At 62.7% G+C, this 11,515-nt stretch carries 12 protein-coding genes and 1 pseudogene; 10 read left to right on the top strand and 3 right to left on the bottom strand.

Annotated features, from left to right (window positions below; translation table 11 throughout):
- From mltG to QOC89_RS03670, 10 genes and pseudogenes are all read left to right on the top strand, one after another.
- On the top strand, positions 1-533 hold a 533-nt coding region (mltG, locus tag QOC89_RS03715; RefSeq protein WP_323043786.1), incomplete at its 5' end, for an endolytic transglycosylase MltG.
- Positions 533-1,153 (top strand): dTMP kinase, encoded by a 621-nt coding sequence (gene tmk / locus QOC89_RS03710; protein WP_323043785.1) that lies wholly within the window; start codon positions 533-535, stop codon positions 1,151-1,153. The genes mltG and tmk, both read left to right, overlap by 1 nt.
- Before the next feature lie 94 nt (positions 1,154-1,247).
- Positions 1,248-2,282, top strand: coding sequence for a DNA polymerase III subunit delta' (locus tag QOC89_RS03705; protein WP_323043784.1), 1,035 nt, complete (start codon positions 1,248-1,250; stop codon positions 2,280-2,282).
- 98 nt (positions 2,283-2,380) lie between these two features.
- Complete coding sequence (locus QOC89_RS03700) at positions 2,381-2,899, top strand: GNAT family N-acetyltransferase (RefSeq protein ID WP_323043783.1); 519 nt, start codon at positions 2,381-2,383, stop codon at positions 2,897-2,899.
- 178 nt (positions 2,900-3,077) lie between these two features.
- The gene (locus tag QOC89_RS03695) at positions 3,078-3,869 is read left to right on the top strand and encodes a TatD family hydrolase (RefSeq protein WP_323043782.1); all 792 of its coding nucleotides are present in this window, start codon (positions 3,078-3,080) and stop codon (positions 3,867-3,869) included.
- A 52-nt stretch (positions 3,870-3,921) separates the two neighbouring features.
- Positions 3,922-4,662: an ankyrin repeat domain-containing protein gene (locus tag QOC89_RS03690; protein ID WP_323043781.1), complete on the top strand. Its 741-nt coding sequence runs from the start codon at positions 3,922-3,924 to the stop codon at positions 4,660-4,662.
- Positions 4,663-4,961: 299 nt separating this feature from the next.
- Positions 4,962-5,318 carry a Rap1a/Tai family immunity protein gene (locus QOC89_RS03685; RefSeq protein ID WP_323043780.1) on the top strand — a complete coding sequence of 119 codons (357 nt, stop codon included), beginning with the start codon at positions 4,962-4,964 and terminating at the stop codon, positions 5,316-5,318.
- Positions 5,319-5,798: 480 nt separating this feature from the next.
- Positions 5,799-7,211 (top strand): alpha,alpha-trehalose-phosphate synthase (UDP-forming), encoded by a 1,413-nt coding sequence (otsA, locus tag QOC89_RS03680; protein WP_323043779.1) that lies wholly within the window; start codon positions 5,799-5,801, stop codon positions 7,209-7,211.
- Positions 7,212-7,278: 67 nt separating this feature from the next.
- Positions 7,279-7,866 (top strand): annotated as a pseudogene (locus QOC89_RS03675) (AAA family ATPase); the annotation flags it as partial.
- A gap of 275 nt (positions 7,867-8,141) precedes the next feature.
- Positions 8,142-9,209, top strand: a complete 1,068-nt coding sequence (locus tag QOC89_RS03670) for a glycosyltransferase family 4 protein (protein ID WP_323043778.1) — start codon at positions 8,142-8,144, stop codon at positions 9,207-9,209.
- A gap of 288 nt (positions 9,210-9,497) precedes the next feature.
- On the opposite strand, the gene QOC89_RS03665 is transcribed toward QOC89_RS03670, so the two are convergent.
- The 3 genes from QOC89_RS03665 to QOC89_RS03655 form a co-directional block, all read right to left on the bottom strand.
- Positions 9,498-10,085, bottom strand: coding sequence for a YSC84-related protein (locus QOC89_RS03665; RefSeq protein ID WP_323043777.1), 588 nt, complete (start codon positions 10,083-10,085; stop codon positions 9,498-9,500).
- Positions 10,086-10,445: 360 nt separating this feature from the next.
- The gene (locus QOC89_RS03660; RefSeq protein WP_323043776.1) at positions 10,446-10,892 is read right to left on the bottom strand and encodes a hypothetical protein; all 447 of its coding nucleotides are present in this window, start codon (positions 10,890-10,892) and stop codon (positions 10,446-10,448) included.
- A gap of 284 nt (positions 10,893-11,176) precedes the next feature.
- On the bottom strand, positions 11,177-11,473 hold the full coding sequence (locus tag QOC89_RS03655) for a PsiF family protein (protein ID WP_323043775.1): 297 nt from the start codon (positions 11,471-11,473) through the stop codon (positions 11,177-11,179).
- Positions 11,474-11,515 lie beyond the last annotated feature (42 nt).

Below are 11,515 nucleotides of genomic sequence, written 5' to 3'. Positions count from 1 at the left end.
AAGGGCTGTTTTTCCCGGACACCTATCTGTTCGACAAGAACACCAGCGATCTGGACGTCTACCGCCGCGCGTACCGGCTGATGCGGCTGCGCCTGGATGAAGCGTGGACCGCGCGCGCACCGAACCTGCCGTACAAGACTCCGTACGACGCATTGACCATGGCGTCGATCATCGAAAAGGAAACCGGCAAGCAATCCGACCGGCCGATGGTGGCGGCCGTGTTCGCGAACCGTCTGCGGGTAGGCATGCCGCTGCAAACCGACCCGACCGTGATCTACGGCATGGGCGACAGCTACGCCGGCCATATCAGGAAAAAAGACCTGCAGACCGACACTCCCTACAATCCGTACACCCGGATGGGGCTTCCGCCAACCCCCATCTCACTGCCGGGAGTCGCATCGCTGCAGGCGGCGATGAACCCGGCGCAATCCACCGCGCTGTACTTCGTATCGCGCGGCGACGGCAGCAGTATCTTTTCTGACACCCTCGGCGATCACAACAAGGCCGTGGACAAATACATTCGAGGGCAATGATGGCGCGGGGCAAATTCATAACGTTTGAAGGCATCGACGGTGCCGGCAAAACCACCCACCTGGGCTGGTTTCGCGAACGCCTCGAACAGAAGGTCGCGAGCACCGGCCGCTCGGTCGTGATGACGCGCGAACCGGGCGGCACGCCGCTTGGCGAGCAGATTCGCGAGATCGTGCTGCATCAGAAGATGGACCTCGAAACCGAGGCGCTGCTGATGTTCGCGCTGCGCCGCCAGCATCTGGCCGAAGTGATCGAGCCGGCGCTCGCGCGCGGCGATTGGGTACTGTCCGACCGTTTCACCGACGCGACCTTCGCCTACCAGGGCGGCGGCCGCGGCCTGCCGCGCGACAAACTGGAAACGCTGGAGCGCTGGGTGCAGGGCGGTTTTCAGCCAGATCTGACGGTGCTGTTCGACCTCGCGCCGGAAATCGCCAATGAACGGCGCAGCGCCGCGCGCGATCCGGATCGTTTCGAGAGCGAGTCGGAGGCATTTTTCAACCGTACCCGTGCCGAATATCTGCGCCGCGCGGAAGAGGCACCGTACCGGTTCGCTATCATTGACTCCGCGCAGAGCATCGTCCGTATTCAGAAGCAACTTGAAGAATTGATCACAGTTCTTTGATTTTAAAAGAATATAATCCGGAATTATAACGCTAGGCAAAGTTCGTCGGATGCCTCATAAAACGCCGTCAACTGATTGATTTAAAAGAGAAACGATGATTTATCCGTGGCAAGCCGATGACTGGAACCGCCTGCAGCAATTACGCGGACACTGGCCGCACGCCTTGCTGCTGCATGGCCAGGCGGGGATCGGCAAGCTGCGCTTCGCGCAGCACCTGGCGCAAGGGCTTCTGTGCGAAGCCCAGCAGCCCAACGGCGAACCCTGCGGCGCGTGCGTCGCGTGCAACTGGTTCACGCAGGGCAATCATCCGGACTACCGGATCGTCGTGCCTGAAGCGCTGGCGGCTGAAGCCGGTCTTGGTAACGCCGCCGACGAAAAAGCCGAGAAGGCCGACGGCGACGAAGGCAAGAAGACCCGCGCGCCCAGCAAGGAGATCAAGATCGAGCAGATTCGCGGCTTGCTCGATTTCGTCGGCGTCGGTTCGCACCGGGGCGGCGCGCGCGTGGTCGTGCTGTACCCGGCCGAGGGGTTGAATATCGCCGCGGCCAACGCGCTTCTCAAAACGCTTGAAGAACCGCCGGCGGGCGTGGTGTTTTTGATGGTATCGGCGCGCGTCGACCGGCTGTTGCCCACTATCATCAGCCGCTGCCGCCAATGGCCGATGACCATGCCCGCGCCGGAAGCCGCCACCCGGTGGCTCGCCGCGCAAGGCGTCGCGGAAGCGCCCGCGCTGCTCGCCGAGGCAGGCGGCGCACCGCTCACGGCTCTCGCGCTGGCCAGCGACGAAAACCGCGCGTTGCGTGACTGGACCCTCAAGCAACTGGCCGCCGGCGCCGGGTGCGACGCCTTCGCCTGCGGCGAGGCGCTGCAGAAATTGCCGGTCCCACTCGTGCTCGGCTGGCTGCAACGCTGGATGTACGATTTGCTGGCGCAGCGCACGGCCGGCGCGCCGCGCTATTTTCCGCAGGCGTCGGCGGCGTTGACGCGCTGTGCATCGCAAGCCGACGCCAGCGCGTTCGCGCGCTTCATGCGCACCGTGACGCGCCAGCGCGCTGTCGAAAACCATCCGCTGAATGCGCGGCTAGTGTTCGAAGAACTCTTTATCGGCTATCGCGAACTGTTCGCGTAAGTCTGTTGATGGCGAACGCATGCATGGACAGGCCCGCCTTAACGCGCCGCCCATGCATGCGTCCGCCGATCCGTCTTCCATTTCACGTTCAAAGCACCATGAGCCTTTCCTACCGCGATGCCACGCTCGACGATCTGCCCGCGATCGTCGCCATTTACAACTCGACCGTGCCGTCGCGGCTCGTCACTGCCGATCTCGAGCCGGTGAGCGTCGAAAGCCGTCTGACGTGGTTTCACGCGCACGGTCCGCAAAAGCGTCCGCTGTGGGTGGTTGAAGATGCGCAGCAGTCCGGCCGTGTGATCGCATGGCTGAGTTTCTCCGATTTTTACGGTCGCCCGGCTTATCAACGCACCGCCGAAGTCAGCATCTATCTGGACGAAAGCGCGCGCGGCAAGGGGCTCGGTAAGCAGTTGCTGGCGGCTTCGCTGGCGGCGGCGCCGGCGCTTGGCATCGACACGGTGCTGGGTTTTATCTTCGGCCACAATGACGCAAGCCTGCGCCTGTTCCGTGGCTTCGGTTTCGACACGTGGGGATCGCTCCCGCGCGTTGCGGTGCTGGACGGGGTGGAGCGCGATCTGGTGATTCTCGGCAAGCGGCTCGATGTGGCCGGCGGCTGAGTCTTAGCTAGTTCCTGGTCAGCTGCGCGGCGGGATTGGCGGTCCGGGTTCACGGGCAGATTCACGACCGAATGCAGACCCAGATTCACGACCGGATGCAGAACCAGATTCACGATCAGATTTACGGCCAGATGCAGGGCCAGATTCACACTGAGCTACTTATCAGCAGGACACCATCATGTTTGTCGATTCGCACTGCCATATCAACTTCGAAGGACTCGCCGACCGCCTGCCGCAGGTGCTTGAAAACATGCGCAGCCATTCGGTCACGCATGCGCTGTGCGTCTCGGTCGATCTTGAGACGCTGCCTTCGGTGCTCGATATCGCCAGCCAGCACGAGAACGTCTACGCGTCGGTGGGTGTGCATCCGGATCACGAGGACATGCGTGAGCCGAGCCTCGCTGAACTGATCGAACTGGCCGAACATCCGAAAGTGGTCGCGATCGGCGAGACCGGCCTCGACTACTACCGCCTCGAAGGCCGCACGATCGCCGATATGGAGTGGCAGCGCGAGCGCTTTCGCACCCATATCCGCGCGGCGCATGCCACGAAAAAGCCGCTGATCATTCACACGCGGTCGTCGTCGGAAGATACGCTGCGCATCATGGCCGAGGAGCGCGCGAGCGAGCCGGGCGGTGTCATGCACTGCTTCACCGAGCCGTGGGGAATCGCCGAGCAGGCGCTAGCGCAGAATTTTTACATTTCGCTATCGGGCATCGTCACGTTCAAGAGTGCGACCGACGTGCAGGACGTGGCGCGCCGCGTGCCGCTCGACCGTTTGCTGATCGAAACCGATTCGCCGTATCTCGCACCCGTGCCGCATCGCGGCAAGCCTAATGAACCTGCGTACGTAAGTTATGTCGGACGGTTCATCGCGCAACAACGCGAGATGCCGGATACGGCGCTTGCCGCCGCGACCACGCAAAACTTCTTCCGGCTCTTCAAGATTCCCGTACCGGCTGGTGCGTGATCAATAAAGCCGATAAATATCAAATGGATAGGGAAGTTTCCTAAAGCAAAATATGATGAATCATTCGACTTCGACCGCAGCATTCCAGCAGGCTTCGGCCGTGCAAATCGCCCTCGCGTCGGCACGCCGCAGGGTGTCGCGGGCGGCGCTGGCCGCGATGCTCGCCTGCGCCGCGCTGACCTCGCTCCTCGCTTCGCCGGTTCACGCCGCGCCCATCGATTCGCTTATCAAGTCGGTCAAATTCGACGACATCGACGGCGTCAACAAGCTGCTCGCCAAGGGCATGGACCCGAACAGCGTCGACAACCAGGGCATGCCGCTGCTGGTGATCGCCGCACGCGAGAAGTCGGACAAGGTGGGCGCCGCGCTGGTCGCGAATCCGAAGACCAACATCGAGATCCAGGACAAGGCCGGCGAAAACGCGATGATGATGGCCGCGCTGAATGGCGACCTCAATTTCGTCAACCTGCTGATCGCGAAAGACGCCGAAGTCAACAAGAAGGGCTGGGCGCCACTGCACTACGCGGCCGCGAACGGCCACGACGACATTGTCCAGCTCCTGCTCGACCATTCGGCCTACGTCGACGCCGGCTCGCCCAATGGCACCACGCCGCTGATGATGGCCGCGCGCGGCGGTCATGTGTCGACGGTGAAGCTGCTGCTCGACAACGGCGCGGACCTCACGGTGAAGAACCAGATCGGGCTGACGGCGCTGGATTTCGCCAAGACCTACAAAGAGCCGGACGTGGTCGAAGGACTCACCGCGCGCCTGCAGCAGATGCAGCAGAAGTGAGCGGTGCGACGAACCGGAGTGCCGGCCAACGGAGCCGCCGGCCCCCGGAGCCGCCGGCCGCTGGTACGCCGGTCGCCGGAGCGTCGGCCGCCGGAACGCTGAACGCTGAACGCCGGGACATAAACCGTGGGATTGCAGGCAGCCAACGCCTCAAATTACACAAATTTGCCGGAAGATAGCGCTTGCAGGCCTGCTGCGGCTTCGCAAAACAGTGCAGAATGACGACTCGGCGCGCCCGATGGCGCGCCGTTTCGATGCGGCACAAGACCGCCTGATAAACGACCCTGGAAAGGAACACCATGCTGCGGGCTTTGATTTTCGCCAGCGCGCTCGCCGTACCGCTATCGGCAGCCGCGTTTACGGGAGGCGACCTCAACAAGCTGTGCACGAAGACCGATGTGGCATCGCGCAGCGCGTGTGCCGCATACATCGAAGGCGCGGCCGACGGCATCTTCAATACGATCGACGCGATCGGCGGTACCACCGGGCCGCGCGTCGGCCAGTACTTCTGCCTGCCGCCGGACGCGCGTTCGGCGCAGCTCACCGACGCGGTACGCAAGTACATCGCGGAAAATCCGATCGTGGCGGGATACAACGCCAGCACGGCGATTTCGCTGGGGCTCGGCAAGGCGTTCCCGTGCAGGAGCGGTAATTGATCGCGTAGTTCCAGTTTGACGTGCATCGCGGCTGGCGCCTGCGCCGCGGGCCCGCATCGGGCAGGTGAGGCGTTTCAGCCGCGTTGACATTCGCTTCCATACCAGTCGCGGCCAGACCGCGGGCTTCACGAGCGCTTGCCGCCTGATGGCCTCGGTCCATGCAATACCTCCTCTAGCGTCACGCCCACGCCACGTCATCCCACTACTCGTCGCGCGCGGATCGACGCGCTGCCGCCGCTGACATACGCCGCTGACATACGCCGCTTGCGCACGGATCCAGATTGCCATCGGCGCGCAGATGAGTGCAACTGATCGGACACCAAAGCGGTCGAACCGTCCATCTGACTCACGAACCTGGCGCGGTCTCATACTTTCATACGCTGTACTTGCCTGAGTTCATTGAAGCGTTACGGCGCTCGAGACACGCCAGCCATCTGAAGCGCAAAACCTGCGCTGTGCGAACCAAGGAGGACTACCAACATGGGCCGACTGATCGTCGTGTCGAATCGCGTTGCAACGCCGACGGAAACCAAAGGATCAGCAGGCGGTCTCGCGGTCGGCGTATTCGGCGCGCTGAAGGACGCGGGGGGCGTGTGGTTCGGCTGGAGCGGCGACGTGGTGAGCGAGACCGTCGCCAACGCCGGTCCAACGCTTGAGCAGGACGGCGCGGTGACCTTCGCGACCGTCGGGCTCACACGCAAGGATTACGACCAGTACTACCGGGGTTTTTCGAACGCGACGCTGTGGCCGGTGTTCCACTACCGCAACGACCTCGCGCGCTACGAGCGCGAAGAGTACGCAGGCTACCGGCGCGTCAACGCATGGCTTGCGCACAAGCTGATCAAGCTGCTCGAACCCGACGACGTGATCTGGATTCACGACTACCATCTGATCCCGTTCGCCGAGGCGCTGCGCGCCGCGGGCATCACGAACCGCATCGGCTTTTTCCTGCACATTCCGTTTCCGGCGCCGCAGATTCTGCTCAACATTCCGCCGCACGAAGAGCTGGTGAAATCGCTATCGTGCTACGACCTGCTGGGCTTCCAGACCGCAACCGATGAACTCGCTTTCCACGACTACGTGACGCGCCACGCGCGCGGCACCGTGAGCGGCGGCAATCAGGTCGAAGCCTTCGGCCGCAAATTGCGCACCGGCGTCTACCGGATCGGCGTATTCCCCGATGAAATCGCCGAACAGGCGCAACGCTACGAAAGCCGCCAGCACGTGCTCGACCTGAAGCAAAGTCTGGAAGGCCGCAAGCTGATCATGAGCGTCGACCGGCTCGATTATTCGAAAGGGCTCGTCGAACGTTTTCGTGCGTTCGAACAATTGCTGGAACGCTCGCCCGAATGGCGCGGCAATGTCACGCTGGTGCAGATCGCGCCGCCTACCCGGTCGGACGTGGCCACCTACCAGAAGATCCGTCAGGATCTCGAATACGAAGCGGGGCGCATCAATGGCCGTTATTCAAGCCTCGACTACACGCCGATTCGCTATCTGAACCAGCAGTACGACCGCTGGAAGCTGATGTCGCTGTTTCGCGAGTCGCAGATCGGCTTTGTCACGCCGTTGCACGACGGGATGAACCTGGTCGCGAAGGAATATGTCGCCGCGCAAAATCCCGACGACCCGGGCGTGCTAGTGTTGTCGATTTTCGCGGGCGCGGCGGCGGAGTTGAGCGGCGCGCTACTGGTCAATCCACACGATGCGATCGGCATGTGCGAAGCGTTGCAGCGCGCGCTGCAAATGCCGCTCGACGCGCGTCAGCGGCGCCACGAGATCAACATGGCGGCGCTGCGCAAGAACGATCTCGGCGTGTGGCGCGATACCTTTCTGAACGATTTGCGCAATGTGCCCGTGCAGCAGCCGGGCAAGGGCGGCGGACATAAGTGATGATGCGTTTGAACGAAGTGGTTTTACAGGGTGCGCGGCAACGCGCGTTTGACCGAACGGCGGCCACATGCTGAGAACCTTGGCCATCGCGGGGTATCGGTCGTTACGCGAATTGATCGTGCCGCTCGGGCAGTTGAATGTGATCACGGGGGCGAACGGCAGCGGTAAATCGAGTGTGTATCGCTCGCTGCGTCTGCTCGCGGAGACCGCGCGCGGCGGTGTGATTACGTCGCTCGCGCGTGAGGGCGGTTTGCAATTCACGTTGTGGGCCGGACCCGAACGCTTTTCGCGCGCGGTGCTGGCCGGCGAGCTGCCGGTTGAACCGCTGCGCCGCAAGGAGCCGGTGAGTCTGCGGCTCGGTTTTTCCGGCGATGAATTCGGCTATGCGATCGATCTGGGATTGCCGCCGCTCGATCACGCCACCTGCTTTCCGCTCGACCCCACGATCAAACGCGAGTGCATCTGGAGCGGGCCGGTGCTGCGCCCGTCGGCCTTGCTGGTCGACCGGCACGTCGCCGCGCTGCGCACGCGGGACGAGCAGGGCGACTGGCAGACCATCCCGCAACCCGTCGCCAGTTTCGACAGCATGATGACGGAGTTCTCCGACCCGCGCACCGCCCCGGAGATGATCACGGTGCGTTCGGCGCGACGCGCATCGCCGATACGGACGATCTCGACCTGCCGGCGTGGAAGTGGCCGGCGCGGTAAGCGTGGCGCTCGGTCGTATGTAAGCTTGTTGTAACATCCCACAGGAATTGCAAGGGCAAGGGCTTTTTGTTGCGCCCTGATGAATAATGCTTCGATGCGCGTGGTGCAGGCGGACGCGCGGCGGCCCCTGAAAGCGGCTGGAGAAAGACTCGCGCTGCCGCACCCAGCGCCGCTGACGCGCACCGCCATCGGCGTAAGCCCGTCAGTTCACGGAGACAAAATATGAAGATTGCGCAGATCGCCCCCTTGACCGAGTCGGTGCCGCCCAAGCTGTACGGCGGGACGGAGCGTGTCGTGTCCTATATCACCGAGGCGCTGGTCGACCTCGGACATGACGTGACGCTGTTCGCGAGCGGCGACTCCGTCACCAGCGCCAAACTCGAACCGGTATGGCCGCGCGCGCTGCGTCTGGATCCAGGCATTCGCGACCGTGTCGCGCCTCATATGCTATTGATGGAACTGGTGCGCCGCCAGGCGGAAAACTTCGACGTACTGCATTTCCACCTCGACTACTACTCGTTTTCAGTTTTCAAGCGTCAGGACACCCCCTTCGTCACAACAATGCACGGCCGTCTCGACTTGCCCGAGCAACAGCCGGTGTTCGACACCTTCAACACCGCGCCGGTGATCTCGATCTCGAACGCGCAGCGTCATCCGTTGCCGCAGGCCAGGTGGCTCACCACGGTCTATCATGGTCTGCCGGAGCAGCTCTACACACCACAGCCCGTCGAGCAGAAGTACCTCGCATTTCTCGGCCGTATCTCACCCGAGAAGCGCGTGGACACGGCGATCCGGATTGCCGGCCGCTGCGGCATGCAGATCCGCATCGCCGCGAAAGTGGATGCCGCCGACCGCGAATACTTCGAACGCGAGATCCGGCCGTTGCTGGACTTGCCGTATGTCGAGTTCATCGGCGAAATCGCGGACAACCAGAAGGCCGAGTTTCTGTCGGGCGCCCATGCGCTGCTGTTCCCGATCGACTGGCCGGAGCCGTTCGGCCTCGTAATGATCGAAGCGATGGCGTGCGGCACGCCGGTGATCGCGTTTAATCGCGGCTCGGTGCCGGAAGTGCTGGAAGACGGCGTGACAGGCTTTATCGTTGAAGATGAGATCGGCGCGGTGGCGGCGGTCAATCGCCTGCATAAGGTGCCGCGCACGGGCGTGCGGCAACGCTTCGAGGAGCGTTTCACTTCGCACCGGATGGCGCAGCAGTATGTGGACGCGTATCAGTCGGTGATTCGTGCGCAGAAGCGTGCGCGCTTCAAGGTGATCGATACGTCGGGAGGTTGAGCGGCGCTTCGCTGACGGGGGCGCCAGCGTAAGAAAGAACGGCGGTGCAGTGCGCATCGCCGTTTTTTTATTGCCGCCGCAACGAGGCTAAAAGTCTTGAGGGACCACGTCAGATCTGCCAGGGCTGGCACGCAGCTGCGGGAAGCGGCGGCCGCCTGAGAACGACCCCAGCGGCACCGAACTCATGCAGCACCGGCGGCCGCCTGACGGATTGGCCAGCGTCCGACCCAGTCCTCGCCGCGTGCGAAACCGGCGGGTCAAACGCAGACCGGCAAGCCGATAGCGCGTTTAAATCTTCAGGCGCGATACCTTGGTGCCCTGCAGCGAGACATCGGCCATCAGGCCGGCATTGGTCAGAATGAATACTTCGACCGGGGCCGTTGCCGTGGTGGTGTCGATCGCACCGTTGGCGCCCATCTTCACCAGCGCGACGGAGGCATCGCCGCCCGCCGACCAACCGTCGGCACTGCGGAATTTGTCGAGCGCGTCCTGCGTCATGAACAGGAAGATGATGGCCTTCGACTGCGCGCCCGCCTGCAGCCCGAACGAACCGGAAATCGTGCTGTAGTAGCCCACCGTGCCGCCGCCTACGCGCAGCGAACCCTCGCCATACTGACCGCCGACGACGAAGCCCACTTGCAGAACCGACGGGAACACCAGTACACCGCGCGCCTTGGAGACGAGTTCGCGCGAACCCTTCACGGTCGTAAACAGCCGCGACATGGTGCCGTCGACGCTGGCGTCGATCGACTGGCGTTTGGATGAATCAGTGGCAGGCGTGCTGGGGTTGCCGCTGTTAGTCGTACAACCAGCGAGTGCAAGGCCTCCGAAAGCGAGCGCAGCGGTAGTTTTCAACATGAAGTTTCGTCTTTGCATCGTTTTTCTCCATCATGGTTCCTGGGCACAACCTCATGTGGTGTTGCCGGGTTGCCTTTGTGTTATATCACACGCAAGCGTAAATAGCGTACTTCGTCGTTTGGCGAAAAGCCTTGTGGGGCGGGGGTTTGCGTCCAATCGTAAGGCGCTGTGATGTAATTTTGACCGGTGTCAGAAGCGTGTCGAAAGACGCGTGGACAGCGCGTTCGAGCGTGCTCCCGCCGAGCTGTGCGCGGCCCGGCTCAGCTCGGCGGCGCCGAGGCCGAACGCGTATCAAGTACCCGTTTTTACCGATTTTGCGTCATTGCGATTCGCATTGAAATCAAACTGAAAGTGTTGCCTCGACGCCGCATCGCGTTTTCACCCATGATTCGCCGGACTCTTGACCGGCGGACGCCGCAACGCACGGCGAATCATGCCGATCAATACGCCAATCACAAACAGCGTGACAGCCGGCACGATCCAGTAGCCGACGAATGCATGCCAGAGGTAAGCCATGAGTGTGGAGCGGCGCACGCTGTATTCATCGCGGGCATCCTGCTGGCGTGGCGCATTGGCGGCCAGCACAGCAGCCGGACAGCCGGCGGCTTGCGCCTCATCGGGCTTGCCATGGCAGTGCGCGGGCGCGCCGGCGGCGCGTTGGGCGTCGGTGAAATTCCAGGTGGTCAGCGCACGGTCGAGGTCGACGGCGTTGTACGCCATTTCCTCGCGGATTTCGCTGACCGCAACGATCGCCACGGGCACGGCCCAGAATACGATGACGACCAGCCACCGCCTCAACCAGCGGTTTTTATGCTTCGATACCATCCTTGCCTCCGATCGATGCTCTGCAGCACCAACGACAAGATGGCGGCCCGTCTAATGTTGTATATGGGGGTGGGCCGTCTCCGCAGCCATCATAGAAGAAAAACGTTGCGTTCGGGCGGATGCACGCTCTGCGGCGGCTGGCGCGAGGGCGAAGCGTTATGGCGCAGAGCAGGGATAGGCAAGAAGAAAGGCAGCAGCCGCGCCGGACAATGGCGCGGCCCCGTTCGAGCAAAACGTGGCGGGTTGCGCAGCGTGTGGGCCGCGCCGATGGTCCCGCGTTTAGTTTAGTTAGCGGGCTTCGACGACAGGCAGGTGCTCATGAAGGCCTTGCGGTCATCGCCTTTCTTGCCGGTAGCCTGGACATTGCACGCCTTCATCTTGTCCTGCTGGCTCATCGGCGCGGCAGCGGCCGGCTTGGCCGACAGGCAGGTCTTCATGAAGGCGGCGCGGTCGTCGCCTTTCTTGCCCGTGGCCTGCTTGTTACAGTCGGCCATTTTCGTTTGCTGGCTGTTCTCCGCGAACGCCGGCGAAACGAGAACCGCACCCAGCACCAGCGTAGCGATAGCGGATTGGATTTTCATGTGACACTCCATCGGTGGTGAAAACGTTTTTGGTCGTTCGTG

It is taken from the genome of Paraburkholderia sp. (genome assembly GCF_034668105.1).
Taxonomy (GTDB): domain Bacteria; phylum Pseudomonadota; class Gammaproteobacteria; order Burkholderiales; family Burkholderiaceae; genus Paraburkholderia.
Note: the sequence above shows the minus strand (reverse complement) of the source record. Positions and strands in the feature narration are given on the sequence as shown.